The sequence below is a fragment of the Massilia sp. PAMC28688 genome (assembly GCF_019443445.1).
Classification (GTDB): Bacteria; Pseudomonadota; Gammaproteobacteria; order Burkholderiales; family Burkholderiaceae_D; genus Telluria_A.
Genome location: NZ_CP080378.1, coordinates 3,945,397 through 3,967,270 on the forward strand (window position 1 = coordinate 3,945,397; position 21,874 = coordinate 3,967,270).

At 65.9% G+C, this 21,874-nt stretch carries 15 protein-coding genes; 7 read left to right on the forward strand and 8 right to left on the reverse strand.

The window, feature by feature from the left end; all coding sequences use genetic code 11:
• Positions 1-238 precede the first annotated feature (238 nt).
• The 4 genes from KY495_RS17850 (at position 239) to KY495_RS17865 (ending at position 7,789) form a co-directional block, all read left to right on the forward strand.
• On the forward strand, positions 239-2,413 hold the full coding sequence (locus KY495_RS17850) for a DUF6351 family protein (RefSeq protein WP_229518639.1): 2,175 nt from the start codon (positions 239-241) through the stop codon (positions 2,411-2,413).
• A gap of 191 nt (positions 2,414-2,604) precedes the next feature.
• Positions 2,605-3,873 (forward strand): ABC transporter substrate-binding protein, encoded by a 1,269-nt coding sequence (locus KY495_RS17855; protein WP_219880704.1) that lies wholly within the window; start codon positions 2,605-2,607, stop codon positions 3,871-3,873.
• A gap of 224 nt (positions 3,874-4,097) precedes the next feature.
• Positions 4,098-5,369 (forward strand): ABC transporter substrate-binding protein, encoded by a 1,272-nt coding sequence (locus tag KY495_RS17860; protein ID WP_219880705.1) that lies wholly within the window; start codon positions 4,098-4,100, stop codon positions 5,367-5,369.
• On the forward strand, positions 5,363-7,789 hold the full coding sequence (locus KY495_RS17865) for a diguanylate cyclase domain-containing protein (protein WP_219880706.1): 2,427 nt from the start codon (positions 5,363-5,365) through the stop codon (positions 7,787-7,789). Before KY495_RS17860 ends, KY495_RS17865 begins: the two co-directional genes overlap by 7 nt.
• 6 nt (positions 7,790-7,795) lie before the next feature.
• Here KY495_RS17865 and KY495_RS17870 read toward each other — a convergent pair whose 3' ends face one another.
• The 3 genes from KY495_RS17870 to KY495_RS17880 form a co-directional block, all read right to left on the reverse strand.
• Entirely contained in the window at positions 7,796-8,680 is an 885-nt protein-coding gene (locus KY495_RS17870; RefSeq protein WP_219880707.1) for a hypothetical protein, read from the reverse strand.
• Between the two features lie 65 nt (positions 8,681-8,745).
• Positions 8,746-9,333 carry a TerD family protein gene (locus tag KY495_RS17875; RefSeq protein ID WP_219880708.1) on the reverse strand — a complete coding sequence of 196 codons (588 nt, stop codon included), beginning with the start codon at positions 9,331-9,333 and terminating at the stop codon, positions 8,746-8,748.
• Between the two features lie 80 nt (positions 9,334-9,413).
• Positions 9,414-10,535: a toxic anion resistance protein gene (locus KY495_RS17880; protein ID WP_219880709.1), complete on the reverse strand. Its 1,122-nt coding sequence runs from the start codon at positions 10,533-10,535 to the stop codon at positions 9,414-9,416.
• 186 nt (positions 10,536-10,721) lie between these two features.
• Between KY495_RS17880 and KY495_RS17885 the strand changes: the two genes are divergently transcribed.
• The 3 genes from KY495_RS17885 (at position 10,722) to KY495_RS17895 (ending at position 15,000) form a co-directional block, all read left to right on the forward strand.
• Complete coding sequence (locus KY495_RS17885) at positions 10,722-12,794, forward strand: diguanylate cyclase (RefSeq protein ID WP_219880710.1); 2,073 nt, start codon at positions 10,722-10,724, stop codon at positions 12,792-12,794.
• Positions 12,795-12,966: 172 nt separating this feature from the next.
• The gene (locus KY495_RS17890) at positions 12,967-13,770 is read left to right on the forward strand and encodes an alpha/beta fold hydrolase (RefSeq protein WP_219880711.1); all 804 of its coding nucleotides are present in this window, start codon (positions 12,967-12,969) and stop codon (positions 13,768-13,770) included.
• Positions 13,771-13,776: 6 nt separating this feature from the next.
• Positions 13,777-15,000 carry a HAMP domain-containing sensor histidine kinase gene (locus KY495_RS17895; RefSeq protein ID WP_219880712.1) on the forward strand — a complete coding sequence of 408 codons (1,224 nt, stop codon included), beginning with the start codon at positions 13,777-13,779 and terminating at the stop codon, positions 14,998-15,000.
• On the opposite strand, the gene KY495_RS17900 is transcribed toward KY495_RS17895, so the two are convergent.
• From KY495_RS17900 to KY495_RS17920, 5 genes are read right to left on the reverse strand one after another with little or no spacing between them, the layout of a single operon-like run.
• Positions 14,985-15,977, reverse strand: coding sequence for a Gfo/Idh/MocA family protein (locus KY495_RS17900; RefSeq protein ID WP_219880713.1), 993 nt, complete (start codon positions 15,975-15,977; stop codon positions 14,985-14,987). The genes KY495_RS17895 and KY495_RS17900 overlap by 16 nt on opposite strands.
• Positions 15,978-15,979: 2 nt before the next feature.
• The gene (locus KY495_RS17905) at positions 15,980-18,175 is read right to left on the reverse strand and encodes a heme-degrading domain-containing protein (RefSeq protein WP_219880714.1); all 2,196 of its coding nucleotides are present in this window, start codon (positions 18,173-18,175) and stop codon (positions 15,980-15,982) included.
• Positions 18,172-19,506, reverse strand: coding sequence for an MFS transporter (locus tag KY495_RS17910; RefSeq protein WP_219880715.1), 1,335 nt, complete (start codon positions 19,504-19,506; stop codon positions 18,172-18,174). Before KY495_RS17910 ends, KY495_RS17905 begins: the two co-directional genes overlap by 4 nt.
• Positions 19,493-20,536, reverse strand: coding sequence for a glucokinase (locus tag KY495_RS17915; protein ID WP_219880716.1), 1,044 nt, complete (start codon positions 20,534-20,536; stop codon positions 19,493-19,495). Before KY495_RS17915 ends, KY495_RS17910 begins: the two co-directional genes overlap by 14 nt.
• Complete coding sequence (locus KY495_RS17920; protein ID WP_219880717.1) at positions 20,533-21,864, reverse strand: GH1 family beta-glucosidase; 1,332 nt, start codon at positions 21,862-21,864, stop codon at positions 20,533-20,535. Before KY495_RS17920 ends, KY495_RS17915 begins: the two co-directional genes overlap by 4 nt.
• Between the last annotated feature and the right edge of the window lie 10 nt (positions 21,865-21,874).

A 21,874-nucleotide genomic window follows, 5' to 3' on the forward strand; every position in this document is an offset into this window, starting at 1 on the left:
AGCATGGCGTCCAGCAGCAGGCCGTGTTCGGCACCGGTTTTGCAGTAGATCAATGTCCTGACTAGAGAAAAAGCAAGAATGTAAGACTTTGCTGCTTCGACGATCAGGAGATGATATGGGTCGGTCAGACAAGAGGTGGTGGCGCCGGCTTGCCGCCTGCGTGGTGGCGATGGTGGGGGCAGGGGGAGGGGGATGCGGCGGCGATCGAAGCGAGCCTGACGCCGGCATCGCCTTGCACGTGTTGTCAAGTGCCCCCCAGCATGTGTCGGGCGGCGATGCACGCATTGCCGTCAAGGCGCCTGCCACGCTGGCCGACTCCCTCGTGTTCACGCTCAACGGCGAGCAGGTAAGCCCGCCAATGGCGCGCACCGCCGACGGGGTGGAAGGCGTTGTTTCCGGCCTCGTCAATGGCAGGAACCGCCTGGCGGTGCGTGCGGCGCGCTTTTCGGCGGCCATCACCCTGACCAACCATCCCGTCACGGGCCCCATCTTCAGCGGTCCCCACCAGCAGCCGTTCATTTGCCGGACGCAGGAGTCGGGACTTGGCCAGCCTCTGGTCGATTCCCTGGCAGGCCCGGGCCATCCCGTGTTTGCCCAGGGTGGCATGGAGCTCATCGGCTACAGCCGGCTGTGCAGCATGGCGACCCGCATCGGCTACTTCTACTACACGGGCAGCGGCTTCAAGCCTTTTGATCCGCTCACCGGCTACGGCGCGCCACCGCCCGACATGGCGAGCACGACAGTCAACGGTGCCAGCGCACCGTTCGTGGTGCGGGTCGAGGTGGGCACCATCAACCGCTTCCTGTACACCATTGCCACGCTGGCGCCATTCGCAGCGCCCGGCGGCGTGCCGCAGCAGTTCGACCGCTCCGCCTGGAACGGCAAGCTGGTCTACTGGCTGCGGGGCGGTGTGGGCATTGGTCATCAGCAGGGCACGGCAATGTGGTTCAACGCTGGCCTCAGTGGTTCCGAACGGCGGGTACTGCCTGCCATCCTGGCCCAGGGGTATGCCCTGATTGCGTCATCGGGCAACGAAACAGGGGTGCATTACAATCTGCGCCTGGCCGAAGAGACGGCATTGATGACCAAGGAGCGCTTCATCGAGGTGTACGGCAGACCCAGGTGGACGATTGGTCTCGGGGGATCGGGCGGGGCGGTGCAGCAATATGCCTTTGCCCAGAACCGGCCAGGCTTGCTCGACGGCGGCATTCCCATCCAGTCCTATCCCGACATGGTCACCCAGGTCACGCCGATTGCCGACTGTCCCTTGCTGGAGCAATACTTCCGCGACGAAGTGGCGCGCGATCCTGCCTCGCCATGGGCGCGCTGGAGCCGGCGCAGCGTGATCGAAGGCATGCACGCCAGCGACACCGAGCTCAACGAGTTGACCGGCACGCCGGGCACGAGCGAATGCATCAATGGCTGGCATGGGGCGATCCCGACCGTACTCAATCCGCTGTACAAGGATCCCCGGTATGAGGCCGCTGCCGCGGCGTACGGCTATCCGGCCGCTGCGCTGGCCGGCGTCCGGTGGACCCACTGGAACGACCTGGCCAACATCTACGGGGTGGACAGCGACGGCTTTGCACCCACCACGGTGGACAATGTGGGGGTGCAGTACGGCCTGGCTGCGCTGGCCCAGGGTGCGATCGATGCCGACCAGTTCCTGCGCCTGAATGCCTGCGTGGGCGGGTGGAAGGCGCAGCGCGAATTTCTGCCCTGGGAGGCAGGGGGCGACCCCTTCGATGCGCGCAACATGCACCGCTCGGCCACGTGCCGCGAGCCGGCAGGCGAGGTCGCGCCCCGCCACGCGGGCAACTTGCGCGCGATCCGGGCCGCGTATGCGTCCGGCCATGTGTTTTCCGGGCGGCGCCTCGGCATACCGATGATTGACCTGCGGCCCTACCTGGAGCCACAGCTGGACATGCACAATGCTCGCCAGGCCTTTTCAATCCGGGCCCGGCTGCGGGAAGCTGGCCGCGGCGCACATACGAACCAGGTGATCTGGTTTACGGGCGGCGCGGCCAGCCTGCCCGCCAGTGTCACCGACGCCCTGGCCCTGATGGACCGCTACCTGAGCGGCGGCCAGGCGCCTGCCGACTTTGTCGACCGGTGTGTCAATGCCGGTGGCGAGCTGATTGCCGCCGGGCCGGCGGTCTGGGACGGCATCCTGGACCGCAGGCCGGCCGGCGCCTGCACGGCGGCCTTTCCCATCTATGCCAGCCCGCGCATGGTGGCCGGCGAGTCAATCCGGGGCGACACCTTCAAGTGCGCGCTCAAACCGGTGCGTACCGCGCTGGCCGACGGCAGTTACCCGGCCACCGTGCGCTTCACGGGCCCGCAGCAGGACTGGCTGGCCAGGATTTTCCCGCAGGGCGTGTGCGACTACCGGTTGGCGGGGCAGGGCAGCTAACGGGAACAGCCGGTGTGGCGGCGCAGACGACAGGCGCCTCTACTTTCCTGCTGGAATCAGACTTTTTGGGTTCGATCCAGGCCGGTTTCCTGTAATATCGCCTCAAGCACTCGGTACTTCAGGCATTTGTGATCATCCCGTACAGTTTTGGTAGCACCCTGGCCACGAAAGCCGGGACCGAAGGACCAGCCATGACCAGGCGGCTTCTGCGCGCCTGTACGCTGGTTGCCGTGACGGCCCTGGGCGCGCTGCCGGCGGCGGCTGCCACCCTCACCATGGCCTGCGATTCCATCGGCCACGGCAGCCAGGTCTGCGCGGACGGGGTCAGGGCGTGGGAGCGCAAAACTGGCCACAAGGTCAAGATGCTGTCGCTCCCCGCATCGTCGTCCGAGCGCCTGGTGCTGTACCGCCAGCTGCTCGCTGCCGAGTCGCCCCTGCTTGACGTGATGACGATCGACATCGTCTGGCCTGGCATCCTGGCCGACTCGCTGGTGGACCTGCGGGCGGCGGCCGCTCCCACCATCGGGCAACACTTTCCCGCCATCGTCAGGAACAATACCGTCAACGGCCGCCTGATTGCCATGCCCTGGTTTCTCGACACCGGGCTGCTCTACTACCGCAAGGACTTGCTGGAAAAGTACAAGCAGCCCGTGCCGGCCACCTGGGACGCACTGGCCGCCACGGCGCGCCTGATCCAGAAGGGTGAGCGCAAGAACGGACAGGCGCTAATGTGGGGCTATGCCTGGCAGGGCAGCACTTACGAAGGGCTCACCTGCAACGGGCTCGAATGGATTCTCAGCCACGGGGGCGGTACCATCGTTGCCCCTGGCGGCGCCGTCACGGTGGACAATCCGGCCACCATTGCCGCCCTGCGCATGGCCAGGAGCTGGATTGGCGACATCTCGCCGCCGGCGGTGCTCGGCGCCCGCGAGGAAGAATCGCGCGCCATGTTCCAGAGCGGGCAGGCGGTATTCTTGCGTAACTGGCCCTATGTATGGTCCGTGGTCAACGAGCCGGACAGCCCGGTGCGTGGCAAGGTCGGCATCGCCGTGCTGCCGCGCGGGCCGGGCGGGGAGGCCGGAACCACGCTGGGCGGACATCAGCTGGCCGTGTCGAAATTTTCGCGCCATCCCGCGCTGGCCATTGACCTGGTGCTGTTCCTGACCGGTAAGGACGAGCAGAAACGGCGCGCCATCCTGCTGGGACGAAACCCGACCATCGGTGCCTTGTACCGGGATCCGCAGCTGCTGGCCGTCAATCCCTACCAGGAAATCCTGCGCGCGGCCGCGGCGGGGGCGACCCCGCGTCCCTCCACCGTGACGGGGCGCAAGTATGAACAGGTCAGTGACGAGGTCGCCAGGACCGTGCATGGTGTGCTGGCCGACGGCAAGGATCCTGCCTTCAGTGTCAAGGCGCTCGCGGCCACGCTCGATACGATGCATACCGGCGGGCGCTGGTAAGCCGGCATTGCCCACCTTACAAGCCGGTCCAGGCAGGAACGGCGCACCACCCGGCACACCGTTGCGAGGGTGCTAACGGCTCGCGGCGGCATGCGTTACATGAATTCCACAAAGCCTGAAATTAGCGCAGAGCAACAGAAAATTCCTGTAGTATCACGCTTGAAAATACCGTTTGTCAGGCATCTGTGATTATCTTGTCCAGTCTTAGCGCGCGTGTGCGGCCCTTGCTTTCCTCGACGTGGCGCTGGCTGCCCGCCGTGGCGGCCGTGTTGCTGGCCGGTGGCGCGCCGGCTGCGGCGGCTACCCTGACCATGGCCTGCGACTCCATCGGCCATGGCGGGCGGGTGTGCGAAGAGGGTGTGCGGGCGTGGGAGCGCAAGACCGGCCACCGGGTCAAGATGCTGGCGCTGCCGCCTTCATCGTCCGAGCGCCTGATCCTGTATCGCCAGCTGCTCGGCGTGCAGTCCCCGCTGGTCGATGTGCTCACCATCGACATTGTCTGGCCCGGCATCCTGGCCGATTCCCTCATCGACCTGAGCAAGCCGGCCGCGTCCACCATCCAGGACCATTTCCCCGCCATTGTAAAAAACAATACGGTGGACGGCCGCCTGATCGCCATGCCCTGGTTCACCGATACCGGCCTGCTGTACTACCGCAAGGATTTGCTGGCCAAGTACAAGCGGCCCATTCCCACGACCTGGGCCGAACTGACCGCCACGGCACGCCTGATCCAAAATGGCGAACGCAGCGGCGGCAACAAGCGCATGTGGGGCTATATCTGGCAGGGCCAGCCATACGAGGGGCTGACCTGCGATGCGCTCGAATGGATCCTCAGTCACGGCGGCGGTTCCATTGTGGAGCCGTCCGGGGCCGTCACGGTTGATAACCCCGGCACCATTGCCGCCCTGCGCATGGCAAGGAGCTGGATCGGCGACATTTCGCCCACCGCCGTGCTCAGCGCGCGCGAGGAAGAGTCGCGCGCCATGTTCCAGACGGGCGACGCGGTCTTTTTGCGCAACTGGCCGTATGTCTGGTCGGTCGTCAATGCGCCCGACAGCCCGATCCGCGGCAAGGTTGGCATCGCGGCACTGCCGCGCGGGCCCGGCGGGCAATCCGGTACCACCCTGGGCGGGCACCAGCTGGCAGTGTCAAAATATTCGCGCCACGCCGACCTGGCGATTGACCTGGTCCTGTTCCTGACCAGTCGCGCCGAGCAAAAGCGGCGCGCCCTGGCCCTGGGCGTGAGCCCCACCATCGGCAGCCTGTACCAGGAGGAGCAATTGATCGCCATGAACCCTTACCAGGAAACGCTGCGCGTGGCGGCGGCCAGCGCCACGCCGCGCCCCTCCACCGTCACTGGCCGCAAGTATGAGCAGGTCAGCAAGGCCGTGTGGCGCACCGTGTCGGGCGTCATTGCGGAGGGCAAGGATCCTGCATCGAGCGTCAAGGCGCTCGAGACGAACTTGAACAGCATGCATAAAGAACGCACATGGTAGGCGCATACAACAGTAAATCCGGACTCACGCGCACCGGCTTTCGCGGCGTGATGACGGCCGCGGCGCTGCTGTGCGCCTTTGGCCTGCTCATGATGGCAAGCTGGCACCTGCACCTGGTACGCCTGATCCAGTGGCACCCGGATTACGCCCCCATTCAGTACAACGCCGCCTTTGGCCTGTTGACGAGCGCGATGGGCCTGATGGCGCTGACGGCCGGGGCGCGCCGCATTGCCGCCTTGTGCGGCGCGCTTGGCGTACTGCTGGCCACGCTGACGCTGCTGCAGTACGCATTCGGCCTGGCGCTCGGTGTCGATACGCTGTTCATTAATTCCTATCTCACCGTCCACACCTCCACGCCGGGCCGCATGGCACCGAACGCGGCGGTGTGCCTGGCCCTGGCCGGGCTGGCGCTGCTGTGCCTGGCCGGGCGCCGCCCTGCCGCCAGCGCGGTGGCGGGCGTAGCCGCCGTGCTGTGCGGCGCCGTGGCCGCGCTCGCCGTGGCAGGCTACGCGGGCAAGGTCACCATGGCCTATGGCTGGTTCGGTTTCACGCACATGGCCTTGCCGGCGGCACTGGCGTTTCTGCCCCTGTCCTGGGCCCTGCTGATGCACTGCGCGCAGCGCTGGGAAACGCACCCGCGCCTGCGGCTGGTCTGGCGTCCGCTGCTGGTGGCCGGCGCCATGAGCGCCATGACCTGCGCCATGTGGCTGAGCCTTCTTGACGCGGAGCGCGCCCAGCTCCAGCGCAACGGCAAGGACGAGCTGGTCAAGCTGATTTCGCGCGTGACCGCCCCGGTCGAGTCGCGCATTGCGGCGCTGGGCCAGATGAAGCGGCGCTGGGAGTTTCGCGGCGCCACCCCGCGTGCGGAATGGGAAGCCGACGCGGCCGTGCTGCAGGAGTCGCCTGGCTACTTCCGGGCCATCGAGTGGGTCGATCCCGAGCGCGTGGTGCGCTGGGTGGTGCCGCTCAAGGGCAACGAAGCGGCGCGCGATATGGACCTGGGCGCCGAACTCAATGGCCTGGCCGCGCTGGAAGTGGCGCGCTTCAAGCGTTCACTCAGCGTCACCCACGTGGTCACGCTGGCCCAGGGCGGCGAAGGCTTCATGGCGATCCAGCCCCTGTTTGCCGGACCCCGCCTGGACGGCTTCATTGTCGGCGTGTTCGAGGTGCAGCCGATGCTCGCGCGCGCCATCGGCCAGGGCGAGTTTGCCAACGGTTATGCAGTCCAGGTGTTTGACGGCGAGCGCAAGCTGTTCGGCCAGCACGACGCGGTCCTGCCGGCGGCCGACCTGATCCATGAAGGGACAGTGCAGTTCCATGATGTGCGCTGGCAGGTGCGCATGTGGCCGACCGAGGCCCTGGTGGCGCGCCAGTCCTCGTCGCTGCCGTGGACCGTGCTCGGCACCGGCCTGTTTGTGGCACTGCTGCTGGGCCTGATCATGTTCCTGATCCGCGTGGCCAATGAGCGCGCCCAGGAACTGCGCACCGAAATCGGGGAACGTATCCGCGCCGAGCAGGAAAATGCCCTCCTCATTTCGGAGCTGGAAGTCGTCTTTGCCAACGTCATTGTGGGCATCGCGCTGATCAAGAACGGACGCACGGTGCGCTGCAATACGCAGTATGCCGACATTCTCGGCTACCAGATCGAGCAGGTGGCAGGGCAAAGCGTGGCGCCCCAGCACCCGAGCGAAGTGGTGGCGCGCGAGATGGGCGAGGCGGTGGCCGCCGCCCTGCGCGCCGGCCAGTCGTTCACGGTCGACCTGGAACTGGTGCGCCACGACGGCACCCGCTTCTGGGCCGCCTGCTTCGGCAAGGCGCTTGACCCGGACAATATCGACAAGGGCACGGTCTGGGTACTGGAAGATATTTCTGCGCGCAAGCAGGCGGAAGAACAATTGATTTACCTGGCCCAGCATGACGCCCTGACGGGCCTGGCCAACCGCACCATGCTGGGCGACCGGCTCAACATGGCCGTGAACCGGGCCGCGCGCCACCAGGACCAGATGGCGGTGTGCTACATCGACCTGGACCGCTTCAAGTACATCAACGATACCTTTGGCCATGATATCGGCGACCAGCTGCTGCTGGCCGTGTCCCAGCGCCTGCTGGGGTCGGTGCGCGATACCGATACGGTGGCGCGCCTGGGCGGTGATGAATTTGCGCTGGTGCTGTCCGAAGGCGTGGACCCGGAGGTCGTGGCCACGGTCCTGCAGCGCATTATCGACAATATCTGCGCGCCACTGGAACTGGGCGGCCATCCGATCACCGTCAGCGGCAGCATTGGCGTGGCCATCTATCCGCAGCACGGACTGGACTCCCAGACCTTGCTCAAGCACGCCGACGAAGCCATGTACGATGCCAAGCAGGCCGGGCGCAACAACTGGCGAGCCTATGCGCCGCCGGTGGCGCAGGTGGCCTGACGCCGCTCAGCCTTTCTGCGACTGCGCCATTTCCATGGCGGGCAGGGTGACGGTGAGAATGGACGACACCTGGCCGATCAGCTCGGCCGCCTGCTGGCGCACCTGGCCCATCTGCATGACCGACAGTTCGGCCTGGCGCACGGCTTGCTGGATCAGCGTGCGGCGCTGCTGCAGCACGTCGAGCAAGGTCGCGTCCTGCGCGCGCCCGGCCAGATCGGCCACCACTGCCAGCGCGACCCAGTGCAGCGTCAGCTCCCGGGCCGAGGCGTCGAGCCGGTGGGTGGCCGCTTCGCTGTCCTGCATCAGCTGCTGCAGCGCGCTGCGCGCGGCCACGAGATCGGCCTTGTGCCGGGCAGGGGAGGTGGCGCGCCCGAACAGCTTGCCCAGCATGCCGGCCGGCGCCCGGGTACTGTCGAGCACCGCCTCGATCAGCGTGGGCACTGCCAGCTGGGCGAAGCTGCGCACCATTTCCGTGACCGGCTGCAGCAGGGCGGCCTGCTCCATGAGGGGCGTTTCGGCCCAGTCCGTCACCAGCGACAGTTTCACCGGCAGGATGCGGCGAAACAGGGCTGCCAGGCGCTGCTCCGAGTGCGCGAACAGGGCTGGATAGCCGGCCCGTGCGGCCGCCAGGGCGTCGCGCACGGCAGCGTGGTCTTCGCTGTCGAACAGGGCGCGCGGCGCTGCCTTGGCAAGCGCCGGCGATGGCGGCACGCTGTCGGGCAGGTCATCAAAGGCCAGCGCCCGCGGCGTGGTGGCGGCAGGGGCCGGCGCGGCAGGCTCGTCGCCGAGGTCAAATGCTTTTGGCCCGGACGGCTCTCTGGCGCCAGGGCCAGGGACGGGCGGCGCTTCCTCGTCTCCGAAGTTAAATGCCTTAGGCGTGTGATCTGTCATCGGGCAGTTTGTCGGCAGCAGGAAGGCGTCGTCTGGAAAGGGCTCCGCAGGGAGCCCGTGGATGCTTATACGGTGCCGCCAAGCTTGCGGATAAAGGTCGCCAGGCTGAGCTTGAAGCCGGCGCCCACGGCCTGGAAGCGCCATTCGCCATCCTTGCGGTACAGCGAACCGAATTGCAATGCCGTCTTGTCGGAATAGTCTTCATTCAGGTCGTATTTGACCAGCTCTTCACCCGTCTCGTCGTTGTACACCTTGACGTAGGCGCCGTTGACGCGGCCAAAGTTCTGGCGGCGCGCTTCGGCGTCGTGGATGGTGACGATGATGGGCAGCTCGACAACGCTTGGCTCCACCCGCGCCAGGTCGACCGTGATGACTTCATCGTCGCCTTCGACGTCGCCGGTGCGGTTGTCGCCCGAGTGCACCACGGCGCCATCGGGCGAGGTGGTCTGGTTGTAATAGACGAAGTGCGCGTTGCTGAGCATGACCGGATCATCGGCGGCGTTCTTCTTGCACAGGAACACCGACGAATCGAGGTCGAAGGGGGCGCCGTCAGTGGCATTGACTTTCCAGCCCAGGCCAATGCGCACGCGCTTCAAGCCAGGGGCGGTTTTTTCAAGATTGATGCGATGGCCGGTTTCGAGAGTGGTCGACATGGCTTTCCTTATTTTGCTAATTTGGTAAGACTGACATTTTCCTTGGAATCCGGCGTGCTCGCAAGGGGCGCCTGCCGTGCCTACATTTGCGGGGAGAAGCGCGCGATCAGTTCGCGTTCCAGTTCCTGCAGCTTGGGCAGCTCGTCCTTGCGGCGCTGCTGGCCTTCTTTGGAAATCTGTTCGAGCTTGTCGAAGGCCGTGATCAGCTGGGTCTGCACGTGCTGGGCCGTCTCCAGGCTCACGAGCGAACGCTGCTTGACGCGGGCGACCGACTCGGTGTTTTCAAGCAGCATGTCGGCCTGGGCGCGGAAGGCGGCGTCAGTGGCGTCGTAGGCGGCATTGGCCACCTGCGCGCTCTGCTTGGCTTCGAGCTGCAGCAGGTACAGCGAGAACACATTGCGCCACGCGGGAATGGACACGTTGACAATGTCGGTAAAGGTGTCGGTGAGCGAGCGCGCATTGTCTTGCGACAGGCGGATTTGCGGCACCATCTGGGTGGCCATGAGCATGGCCCGGCGCAGGTCGTCGATGCGCTTTTCGAGCCGCTCGTGGCGGCGCTTGAGTTCGGTGGCCTGCTGCGCTTCGAACGCGGTGGTCGGCGCCGGTTGCTGGGCGATGGCCTCGGCCAGCTTGGCAGCCCAGGCTTCGCCCTTCTTGACGTCCGCGTCCAGGCCCTGGTAATACACTTCCAGCCCCTTGTACATCTCGTCAAAGTCCTGGATGCGGCCCTTGTGGACATTGGCGTGGCGCGTCATTTCCGCCACCAGCGTGTCCATGCGCGCTTCCACCACCTGGTATTGCGACAGCATCTTTTCCTTGACCGAGCCGAACATGCCCGTCACGCGCGAGAGCAGGCCGCCGGACTTGAGCTTGGCCGGGTCCAGTCCCTTGGACGTGGCGATCAGTTCATTGAGCTGGGTGCCGAACACATCGGCGTCGGAGGCGCGCACCGTGCCCAGCAGCTTGGCTGAAATCTTGGCCACGCCGGTGCCGGTGGAGCCACCGAGCGACTCGATGGCCTTGTCGTCAATGCCTGAAATGTCGACCCGCACCGCCGGCGCCGCGCTCGCTTCCGGGCGCATGGCCGGCAGCGTGTCCGCGCTCACGAATGGGGAGGTCAGCGGCGGCAAGCCCGGTACAGGATCCTTGGCCGGCGCCGGCGGGACCTGCGCTTCTTCGTCGGAGGAGAACAGCGGTTTCATAACTTCCCTTCAGGTTTAAAATGACAACTGTGATAGCTTACCACTGGTCCCCCCGCAGAGCGAGCATCCTGGTTTTTTTGGCGCCATAGGGGGATTGGCGTCCCCGGGCGCCGCCGCGCCGGCGGGCGGCAATGGCGCGGATGGTTTTCCTTGGACAGCCGGCCTGGACTTCGGTACCCTGCCTGCATGAGAACCGTCAATTCCTTCGTTTCAAAATTTGCAATCCTGGCCGGCTTGCTGGCCGGTGTGGCGCCCCCGTCGCTGGCGCAGGACAGGCCGGCCACCGCCGCCGCCATCAGGGCGCACATTGACAAGGATCGTACCCAGGTCATCCCGGTCTTGAGGGCGGCGCTGGCCAACAAGGACATGGACGTGCCGGACCGGCTGTGGGCCATTGCGCAGCTGGCGGCGACGCTGGACAGGTCACTCAAGTACGAGGAAGCGCTGGCAATGATCCGGCAGGGCCAGCAGGAAGCGTCCGCCATGCCGATCGAGCGTGTGGCGTTCACGCGCCAGGCAATGCAGATTTACAGCAATACTGACAAGCACCAGCTGGCCCTGGCGGAATACATGAAAATTGCCCCATTGCTGCCCACGCTGTCGGGCAAAAGCGGGCAACTGGACGGCCGGGTGGAAGCTGCGCGCGCGTGGATGGCGGGCGGCAAGGTAATGTCTGCTCTGGGCCAACTGCCCGAAGCGATGGATCTGCTGGTGCGCGCGCTGAACGTGTTTGACGCGAGCGCGGGAGGTGAAGGGGGGCAGGCAGAAAGCCTCAATCACATCGCCCACGTCCACTACAAGAGCGGCAACCTGGAGGCAGCGGTACGCGATGCCCAGCGCGCGATCGACATTGCCGAGAAAGCGGGACTGACCGACCAGCTGGCCGGCCTGTACATGAGCCAGGCACACTTCATGTCCCGGCAGGGCAAGGTGGAGCAGCAGTACCAGGCCCTGATGCGGGCGCGAGAACTGGCGCAGCAGGACGATAACGCGTTCAACCTGGCCGTCATCACCACCAACCTGTCGGACGTGGCGCTGCAGCGGGGCGATTACCGCGCCACGCTGCGCTTCGTGGAAGAAGCCATTCCGCTGGTGGAGCGCTCGGGCGACCGCGAATCGCTGCTGGTGTGCTGGGTCAACAAGGGCATCGCCCTGAACCGGCTGGGCCAGCGCGAGGGCCTGGACCTGATCCGGAAGGCGATTGCCGAATTTACCACCACGCCGGGCCAGCAGAATGTGGCGGCCGAAGTGCAGGGGGTGCTGGCCGAGGAACTGGCCCGTAACGGCGACTTTGCCGCTGCCTATGCGGCCGCCATGGACTTCAAGAAGCGCAGCGATGCGGTGCGCAGCGCGAGCGACCAGAAACGCATCGCCGATTCGACCGCCCGCTACGAAGCGGACAAGAAGCAGCGCCAGATCGAGGTGCTGGAACAGGAGCAGCGCGGGCAAAAGCGCATCCAGATGCTGTGGGTGCTGGCCGGCGCCCTCGGCCTGCTGACCACCGTGGTCCTCCTGATCAGCCGAGTCTACCTCAAGCGCGCCTACCGCACCGTGGCCGAGATGTCGCTGGCCGATCCGCTCACGGGCCTGCGCAACCGGCGCTACCTGGCCAGCCGCATCGAGGGCGACCTGGCACAGGGCCTGCGCCAGCGTGCCACCCAGCGCCTGCAGGGAAAGGCGGTGGGGCAGAACGCCGACATCGTCTTCATCATGATCGACCTGGACCACTTCAAGGCCGTCAATGACGAGCATGGGCACGCCGCCGGCGACGCCGTGCTGCGGCAGTTTTCGGCCATCCTCATGGAGGAGGTGCGCGATTCCGACACCGTGGTGCGCTGGGGCGGCGAGGAATTCCTGATCATGGCCAGGCAGGCTTCGAGTGCAGACATTCACCTGCTGGCAGAGCGCATCCGTGCCCGCGTGGCGGGACACCGCTTCGATATTGGCCAGGGGACGGTGCTGTCGAAGAGCTGTTCGATCGGCTTTGCCACCTATCCCTTCCATGCGCCCGAAGCGGCGCAGGCGCGCTGGGAAGATGTGGTGTCGCTGGCCGACCAGTGCCTCTATGCGGCCAAGGCGAGTGGGCGCGACATGTGGGTGGGCGTGGTCCATCAGGCTCCACTACAGGCCCCACCAGCGGCGCCGCCGCATGCGGCAGATGTGCGCCAGGGCCTGCAGGATGGCAGCTTGCAGCTGTGGCACAGCGCCGGACGGGAAGTGCGCTGGCCGGGCGAGCATGCCCCACAGCGCGGCGCCTGAGCCCGGGACAAGACCGGGTCGGCCGCATGCGCGCTTGCGCCATGGGCGTCGCCACTGCTTGCCCGGCAGTCATGCCACATGTCATCTCACCAATACGCGTGTCAATTGCCAAGGGGACAGCCAAATTTACGGGGATCAGTTAAACTCGGCACATCCCTGTGAATAAACTGCCATGAACATTCTTCAACGCAACAACGTGACCGTATCCGGCAGCGGACCGGTCACCATGATTTTTGCCCATGGCTTTGGCTGCGACCAGAACATGTGGCGCCTGCTTGCCCCTTGCTTTGCCGAACGTTTCACGACCGTGACCTTTGACCTGACCGGCAGTGGCCGCTCGGATCTGTCGGCCTACGACCGCGCGCGCTACGACAGGCTGGAAGGGCATGCCAGCGATGTCCTCGCCATCCTGGACGCCATTGATGCCGGGCCCGCGGTGATCGTGGGCCATTCGGTCAGCGCCATGGTTGGCCTGCTGGCGGCGATCGAGCAGCCCCGGCGGTTCCTGGCGCAGGTCATGGTGGGGCCGTCGGCCTGTTACCTCAACGATGGTGAATACCTGGGCGGCTTCAGCAAGGCCGATATCGATGAGCTGCTCGACACCATGGACATGAATTACCTGGGCTGGTCGAGCGCCATGGCGCCCACCATCATGGGCGCGCCTGACAGGCCGGCGCTGGCCGAGGAACTGACCAACAGTTTTTGCCGGACCGACCCGGAAATCGCCAAGCATTTCGCGCGCGTGACCTTTACTTCCGATTACCGCTCCGTGCTGCCCAGGTCGCAGGTGCCGGCCCTGATTTTGCAGTGCAGCGACGACATCATCGCGCCCCTGACGGTGGGGCAGTACATGCATCGCACCATGCCCATGAGCGAGCTGAAGATCATCGACAATGTCGGCCATTGCCCGCACCTGAGCGCGCCATCGGCCAGCTTTGACGCCATCGATTCCTTCCTCAAGCGGCTGGGCGTGTAAATGGCCATGGGCCCGCCAGCCGATCAATCGTGGCAGTGGGAAGCCCCATGCGGCATGCTGATCACGGATGCCCGCGGCAAGGTCCTGCGCGCCAACGCCACGCTGAGCCGCTGGCTCGGCTATGCCGAGTCCGAGATGGCGCAGTTCCAGCTGGCGCAGCTGCTGACCGTTGGCGGGCGGCTGTTTCACCAGACGCACCTGGCGCCGCTGCTGCAAATGCAGGGTTCCGTGGCAGAAGTGCAGCTGCAGCTGCGCCACCGCGACGGCCAGGCGCTGCCGGTGCTGGCGGCCATCGAGCGCGGCGCCGACGCCGAGGGCAATCGCGTTGATCACCATGCCTTCATGGTGGCGGCGGACCGCCGCAAGTATGAACAGGAGCTGCTCGGTGCGCGCCAGCGCGCGGAGGCGGCACTCGAGGAACGCCGCGCGGCCCTGGAATCGCTGCGCCAGAAGGAGCTGGAACTGCGCAAGGCGAACGAGCAGCTCAAGCTGATCGACCTGCGCAAGGACGAGTTCCTGGCCGTGCTGGCGCACGAGTTGCGCAACCCCCTCACGCCCATGCGCAGTGGCCTGGACCTGCTGGCCATGCGCAACAACCAGGATCCGGTGGTGCAGCGCGTGCTGGGCGTGTTCGACCGCCAGGTCGCGCTCATGTCGCGCCTGGTGGAAGACCTGATGGATGTCTCGCGCATCGGCAAGGGCAAACTACAGCTCAAGCGCGAGCCGGTGCTGGTGAGCATGCTGGTGCGCCATGCGGTGGAACTGGCCACGCCGCTGTTCAGCAAGGCTTCGCAGACGCTGCACGTGGCGGCAGGTGCCGACTGCACGCTCGATGGCGACCCGGTGCGCCTGACCCAGATGCTGGTCAACCTGCTCAACAATGCTTCCAAGTACACCCATGCGGGCGGCTCGGCCTGGATCAGGTTCGAGCGCCAGGAGAACGAGGCCGTGATCACGATTCGCGACACCGGCATTGGCCTGGAACCGGAGCGGCTGTCGGAAGTATTCACGCTGTTTTCGCAAGTGGACAGCGCCACCGAGCGGGCCCAGGGCGGCATCGGCATCGGCCTCGGGCTGGTGAAGGGCATCGTCGAACTGCACGGCGGCGCGGTGAGCGCCCACAGTGCCGGCCTGGGTCACGGCAGCGAGTTCGTGGTGCGGCTGCCGGTGGCGGCGACGCCCCCCGGCGCCTTGACGCCGGCCGAACGTTCCACTCAGTCGGCCGGATAGTACAAGCCAATCTGCGCGCGGATGGTGTCGAGCAGGCCCATGATCGCAAGCGTGTCATCGTGGCGCATGTGCGGGCTTTCAATCAAGCCTTCGCGCAGGCAGCGGCCAGCTTCAAGCGCCTCATGCACGTAACCGTTGCCCAGAAATGGCGTGGCGATCGTGCGCACGGTGCCGTCGGCCGTTTTGACCGTGAGCGACTCGGTCAGGTGGAACATGGCATTCATGCGCACGTTGCCAAGCGTTCCGGAGACCGTCAGTTCGCACGGCGTGCGGGCCCGCAGCGAGCAGCTGCATACCGACATGGCGCCGCTTGCGTGCTTGAGCGAAAAGCCGGTGGTGTGGTCGATGCCGCCATCGGTCAGGAAGGCCTGCGCCCGCACCGATTCCACAGGCCCCAGCAAGGCGCAGGCAATCGACAGCGGGTAGATGCCCAAATCGAGCAAGGCGCCGCCGCCCAGTTCGCGCTTGTTGACCCGGTGCTCCGGGTCGAGCGTGGCGGCAAAGCCGAAATCGGCGTGGACCTGGCGCACCGTCCCGATCTCGCCGCTGGCGATGATGCGGCGCACCTCTTCGAGGGCGGGCATGAAGCGGGTCCACATCGCTTCCATCAAAAACAGCCTGTTCGCACGCGCCAGCGCCACCACTTCCCGCGCCTGGCGCAGGTTCATGGTGAAAGGCTTCTCGCACAGGACCGCCTTGCCGGCCCGCAGTACCATCAGCGCGTTGTCTGCATGCATGGGGTGGGGCGTGGCGATGTAAATGATGTCCACGCCGCTCGCATCGGCCAGCGCCTCGTAGCTGCCGTAGCTGGCAGGATTGCCGAATTCTGCGCCAAAGGCGCGCGCACTGTCTGCGCTGCGCGAGCCGACAGCGGCCAGGACGGCGCCCGGCGTTGCCATCAAGGCGGTGGCAAAGGCGCGCGCAATGCCGCCGGTTCCCAGGATGCCCCAGCGAATGGGATTGTTCGTGGCCTGCATGTTCATAGCGTGGGATCGCCTTTCAGGTAAGCCTTCAGGGCGTCCACCACCAGCTGGTGGTCCTCGGGCCCGGGCAGGCCGGATACGGTGATGGTGCCAACGTGGCCGGCGCCCCTGACGGATAGGGGGAACGAGCCGCCGTGCGCCGCGAAGTCGCGCGTGTCCATGGTGGGGATGTTGTCATGGTCGCCGCCATTGCTGCGCACTTGCGTATGCACGAAAAAAGAGCTGTGGCCGGTGCGGTTGACCAGGTTGCTCTTGCGGCGGATCCAGTCGGCGTGGTCCCTGGTCGTGCCTTCCATGCCGTGGTAAAAGAGCTGGTTGCCGTTGCGCGTGATGTCGATGGCAACCGACTTGCCGGCAGCGCGTGCCATCTTCACCAGCTGCATGCCGATGTCCAGCGCAGTGGCGCTGGTGAAGCTATCAAACTGCAATGCCTGTTCCTGGCGTGCCAGCGCGGCCAGGCTGGGGTGCTGTTGGTCCATACCGTTCCCGTCTTGTCTGCTCAGTTCATCGAGCGCCGCCGTCACGTAGACCAGTGGCGCGTTCCAGTTGATGGCCACCTCGTTGCTGGCGTAGCTGCACACATGGTCGAGGTACGCCAGGGCCGGCAGCTTGCTGGGGTAGGGTGGACATTCGGCCTTATCCTGCTGCATGGGATTGGGCCCGCCGGCCAGAAAGCCTGGTATCGGCGCGGCCACCTGGTCGCCGACCGAGGGCCGGTGGTGAGGGTGCAGGGGCGTGCGCTGGCCAAAGCCGGTCACAAAGGAGTAGCCCAGCGGGTTGCGGCCCAGGACGTAGTCCAGGCCCGATTGCGCCGCCTGCAGGTAATCGTCCTTGGGTTTGATGCGGTAAGCCTGCAGCAGCAGCATGGACTGGTTGAGCGCCACCGCACCGCTGCCCCACACAAAATCCGGCGCGCGCATGGCGACCCGGTAGCCGGATGCCTTCCATGCGCGTGCCAGGTTGTCGGCATGCTCGCCGCTGCGCTTTGCTATCAGGGCGCGGTCGGCGATGGCGGGCAGGCTCGCGCGGTGATGGGCCAGCGACATCCAGGCCAGGGCGTCAAGCTTGTCCCATTCCAGCAGCGACGTCACACCCTGCGCCGGCTTGAAGGCGCGGTAGTAGTCGTCCTGACGGGTGCTGATGAACAGTTCGGCCGCTGCCCATGCCCACTCGTCGTCGAGCTGTTGGTCGCCGTATTCGCCAGTGAGGACGCCGTCCGGATTCTTGAACGTGGCGCTGGGGTTGGCACGGGCCCAGCGCCACGCTGCCTCGGCCGCTGCCAGCATGCGGGCCGACAGGCCGGGCAGCTTGTGTTCATACGGCGTCATGACGCGGCTGGCTACTGCCATGGTGGCGGCAAAGTTGAGCGCGGCCGACGTGCTCTTGGCCGTGACGTAGCGGGGCGCCGCCATGGCCTCGGCCGGCATTACCATGGCGTCGAAGGTCAGGTTGGTGAGCTTGTGGTACACGCCGCCGTCCGCCGGGTCCTGCATGGCCAGCATCCACGCCAGGTTCCACAAGGCTTCGTCGAGAATGTCCGGGATGCCGTTGCCCGATTCCGGAATGCCGACCTCCTGGTCCTGGAAGTAGCGCGGAAAGTGCTCCAGCGCGGCCAGCAGGGTAAAGGTGGCGATGCCGGAGCTGGGCATGTACTTGTTGTAGTCGCCCGCGTCGTACCAGCCTTTGGGGGCGGCGATCACGGTGCCTGCGGGGCGGCCAATGGATGCGGCAGTGGCGTGCACCAGCACCTTGTCGTCCGGATGGCCGGCCCCGCGTGCATAAATACCGGCGTGGCGCGCGTCCAGTGCAGTGCCGGACCGGTTGAAGTAGTAAGCCTTGAGCGCTGCCGCGTTCAGACTGCGGTAGGGAGCAGGCTGGATCGCGAAACCGGCCGATGGCGCCAGTCCTGCCACTTCCAGCCGGTAGGTGCCTGGCGCGCGCAGGGCTGAAAAATCGGCAATGCGCACCGTTTCACCGGACGGCTCCCAGAGCGAGGGTTTGCCCAGCGCGCCGCGCAGGACGGCTTTGCCGGACGCGGTGTCGATGACGGCGAACTGCTTGGCCGCCCCGGCCGGCACTACCGCCACCTTGCTTGCCGCCGGCGCAAAGCCGAGCTGGTTGACCCGCACCGCTGGCGGATTGGCGGCGGCGGCAGCGCCGCTCAGGAGCAGTGTAAAAAGCGGGGCCTTCATGCCGGCACCGCCTTGGCCGCACCGCTGCTGTCCGGCGCTGCCTCTGCATGGTGAAAGGGCGCGTACCAGGTGGCGATGAACGAGGGGATGGTCGCCGCCATCACGAACCAGAAGTAGCCGATATAGCCCATTGCCTCCTGCAGGTGGCCGCTGGCCACGCCGGTCACCAGGCCGCACAGGCCCATGACGCCGGTGCCAAATGCATAGTGGGTGGTGGTGTATTTGCCCGGCGCGAGCTGCTGCATCAGGTAGATCATGAAGCCCACGGAGCCGAAGCCGAAGAAGAATTTTTCAATGATCACGCCGGCGCCGATGACCAGCAGGCTGGTGGGCAGGTAAATACTCATGAGCAGGAAGGTCACGTTGGGGATGTTCACCGCGCAGCACAGGATGAACAGCGTGGGCTTGAGGCCGCGGCGCGCCACATACAGGCCGCCCAGCAGGGACCCGAGCAGCACCGCAGCCAGGCCCCAGGTGCCGTAGACGATGCCGAGCACTTCGTTCGATAGCCCCAGTCCCCCTCTGGACGCAGGGTCCACCATGAAGAAGGGGCCGATCTTTTCCAGAAAGCCGATGCTGAGTCGGAACAGGAAGGCAAAGGCGATCATGCGCCAGACGCCCGGCTTCTGGAACAGCGTGACAAAGGCGTCGGCCAGGATGCGGCCCGCATCGCCCACGCTGGAAGGCGTGTTGGCGGCGCGCGCACCGTCCGGCATCACGCGCGCATGCCAGAGCGCCATCAGCAGCACCATGCCGGCGACAAGGAAGAAAATGACGCGCCAGGCGTCGATCCATTGCGGTCCGAATACGCTGGCGTCGTGCCCGAACACGTCCGTGTGCAGGCGCCCGCTCAGCCACACCATGCCGCCGGCGGCGACAATGGGACCGACATTCCAGGACAGGCTTTGGATGCCGCAGTACAGCGACTGCGTGCGCGCGTCGAGCGAGGTGACATACACGCCGTCGCTGGCGATGTCCTGGGTGGCGCCCACGAAAGAGAGCGCAAAGAATATCGCCATCAGGAAGGCCATGTAGTCGGGCAGCGCCATGGCCAGCGCCACACCGGCGAAGCCGGCACCAATGAGCACCTGCGCGCACAGCACGAAAAACTTCTTGGTGCGGTACATTTCAACGAAAGGGGCAAACAGGGGCTTGATGGTATAGGCCAGAATCAGCATGCTGGAATACTGGGCGGCCTTGCCATTGTCCATGCCAAGATTCTTGAACATGATGGCCGTCACGCTGGTCAGCATCACATAGCCGAGTGCCATGGTGAAGTAGCCGGTGGGGACCCACCACAGGGGCGAGATGTGCTGCTTACGCGCGTGCATGATGTGGCTCCAGGTTGGGCGCCGCCCGCAAGGCGTGCGGCGCCATGCCGGGCCTGTCGGACAGATGATCGTTCAGGATGGCGGCTGCGCCCAGCAGGGCAGGATTGGGCGCGATGATCAGCATAGTCGGAATGCGGGCGGTAAAGGAAGAAAAGCGTCCCTTTTTTTCAAACCGCGCCCGGAACGGGGAACTGGCAAAGTAGGGGCCCAGGCGCGGTACCACGCCCCCGCCAATGTATATGCCGCCAGTTGCGCCCAGGGTGACGGCCAGGTTGGCCGCCACGGTGCCAAGCATGCCGCAGAAGCAGTCGAGCGTTTCGCGGCACAGCTGGTCGCTGCCTTCCAGGCCGCGCTCCACGATGGCTGGCGTGGACAAGCCGGAGTCGATGGCGAGGCCGCGGCTGCGCGCCAGCGCCTCGCGAATCAGTGCAATGCCCGGGCCCGACACCATGCGCTCGGCCGACACATGTTCGTAGCGCTGCCACAGGTAGCGCAGCACCGCCACTTCCCGCTCGTCGGACGGCGAAAAGGCCACATGTCCGCCTTCGCTTTGCAGCGGCACCCAGCGCCCCGCAGCCGGCACCAGGCCCGAGACGCCCAGTCCCGTGCCGGCGCCCACCAGGCCAAGCACGCCGCCGGCGCTGGCCTGGCCGCCGCCGACCTTGAACAATTCGCCCGGCCCCAGCGCCGGCAGGGCCATGGCCAGGGCGGTGAAGTCATTGACCATCAACAGTGTATCCAGGCGCAGCTCGCGCCGTGCGGCGGCGACCGAAAACGCCCAGTCATGGTTGGTCATCTTGATGGCGTCGCCGGCCACCGGATTGGCAATGGCAATGACTGCGTGGCTGGCGCTGGCCTGCACGGCATCAAGATAGGCGCGCGCCGCATCTTCAAAGCGCGGGTAGGCGGCGCACGCCAGCGTTTGCTGGGCCACCACGCAGCCCGGGGCGATTTCCAGCGCGAAGCGGGCATTGGTGCCGCCGATGTCGGCCAGCAGGCGCGGCCCGCCATTGTAGGACCCCTGGATCATGCGGCCTCCCTGCCAGCGCGCTGATTGATGAAATTGCGGTACCAGATCGCGCTGTCCTTCAGGGTGCGCCGCTGGGTCGCGTAGTCCACGTGGATGATGCCGAAGCGTTTGGCGTAGCCGGAGTTCCATTCAAAATTGTCCAGCAGGCTCCACAAGAAGTAGCCCTGCACATCCACGCCCTGCTGCATGGCGTCGAGCAGGGCGGCCAGGTGCGCCTGCACGTAGGCGATGCGCCTGGCGTCGGCTACCCGCTCGTCCTGTACCAGGTCGGCGCTGGCCATGCCGTTTTCGGTGATGTAGATCGGGGGCAGGTCATATTCGCCCTTGAGCTTGAGCAGCAGTTCGCGCAAGCCCTGCGGATAGATTTCCCAACCCATGTCGGTCACCCCGTCGCGCGCCGGCGGCGGCACCGGCGGGGTGGCGGCGCTGCACCAGGAGCGGAAGTAGTAGTTGCAGCCCAGGAAGTCGATCGGCTGGCAGATCACTTCCATGTCGCCGGCCTGGATCACGGGAGCGTCGGCGCCGTGGGCGCGCAGCGCCAGGGCCGGATAATGACCCTTGAAGATCGGGTCCATGAACCACTGGACCGAGCGCGCATATTCGAGTTCTGCCATGGCGCGGTCAGCGTCGGAATCGGTGGCCGGGTCCGCGGTCCATTGATTGAGCACGATGCCGAGCCTGGCGCCGGGGTCCTGCGCGCGCATCGCGCTCATGGCCAGGCCGTGCGACAGCAGCAGGTGGTGCGACACCTGGATGGCTTGACGCGGGTCCGCCACGCCCGGCGCAAACTGGGCATTGCCATAGCCAAGATTGGCGCTGCACCACGGTTCGTTGTGGGTGGCGATGGCTTCCACCCGGTTGCCAAAGCGGCGTGCCACTTCGCGCGCATAGTCGGCAAAGCGGTGGCAGGTATCGCGATTGAGCCAGCCGCCATCGTCCTGCAGAGCTTGCGGCAGGTCCCAGTGATACAGCGTCACGTGGGCCTTGACGCCGCGTGCGGCCAGTTCCGTCAGCAGGCGGTCATAGAAGTCGAATCCGGCCTCGTTCCACGCGCCTTTGCCGTCCGGCTGCACGCGCGGCCAGGCAATCGAAAAACGGTAGGCGTCCACGCCGAGCGCCGCGATCAGGCCCACGTCCTCGCGGTAGCGGTGGTAGTGGTCGCAGGCGACAGTGCCGTCACTGTGGTCCTTGATGTTGCCCGGCTGGCTGCAGAAGGTGTCCCAAATGGACGGGCCCTTGCCGTCGGTGCTGGACGCCCCCTCGATCTGAAAGGCGCTGGTGGCGACGCCCCATGTGAATGGCATGGGAAATTGGTTGGTGATGTTCATATGATGTCGT

What these genes read in the sequence shown, in the direction of transcription:
- KY495_RS17855 (WP_219880704.1), top strand. Translation starts at nt 2,605, where the DNA reads ATGACCAGGCGGCTTCTGCGCGCCTGTACGCTGGTTGCCGTGACGGCC.
- KY495_RS17865 (WP_219880706.1), top strand. Translation starts at nt 5,363, where the DNA reads ATGGTAGGCGCATACAACAGTAAATCCGGACTCACGCGCACCGGCTTT.
- KY495_RS17870 (WP_219880707.1), bottom strand. Translation starts at nt 8,680, where the DNA reads ATGACAGATCACACGCCTAAGGCATTTAACTTCGGAGACGAGGAAGCG.
- KY495_RS17875 (WP_219880708.1), bottom strand. Translation starts at nt 9,333, where the DNA reads ATGTCGACCACTCTCGAAACCGGCCATCGCATCAATCTTGAAAAAACC.
- KY495_RS17880 (WP_219880709.1), bottom strand. Translation starts at nt 10,535, where the DNA reads ATGAAACCGCTGTTCTCCTCCGACGAAGAAGCGCAGGTCCCGCCGGCG.
- KY495_RS17885 (WP_219880710.1), top strand. Translation starts at nt 10,722, where the DNA reads ATGAGAACCGTCAATTCCTTCGTTTCAAAATTTGCAATCCTGGCCGGC.
- KY495_RS17890 (WP_219880711.1), top strand. Translation starts at nt 12,967, where the DNA reads ATGAACATTCTTCAACGCAACAACGTGACCGTATCCGGCAGCGGACCG.
- KY495_RS17895 (WP_219880712.1), top strand. Translation starts at nt 13,777, where the DNA reads ATGGGCCCGCCAGCCGATCAATCGTGGCAGTGGGAAGCCCCATGCGGC.
- KY495_RS17900 (WP_219880713.1), bottom strand. Translation starts at nt 15,977, where the DNA reads ATGCAGGCCACGAACAATCCCATTCGCTGGGGCATCCTGGGAACCGGC.
- KY495_RS17905 (WP_219880714.1), bottom strand. Translation starts at nt 18,175, where the DNA reads ATGAAGGCCCCGCTTTTTACACTGCTCCTGAGCGGCGCTGCCGCCGCC.
- KY495_RS17910 (WP_219880715.1), bottom strand. Translation starts at nt 19,506, where the DNA reads ATGCACGCGCGTAAGCAGCACATCTCGCCCCTGTGGTGGGTCCCCACC.
- KY495_RS17915 (WP_219880716.1), bottom strand. Translation starts at nt 20,536, where the DNA reads ATGATCCAGGGGTCCTACAATGGCGGGCCGCGCCTGCTGGCCGACATC.
- KY495_RS17920 (WP_219880717.1), bottom strand. Translation starts at nt 21,864, where the DNA reads ATGAACATCACCAACCAATTTCCCATGCCATTCACATGGGGCGTCGCC.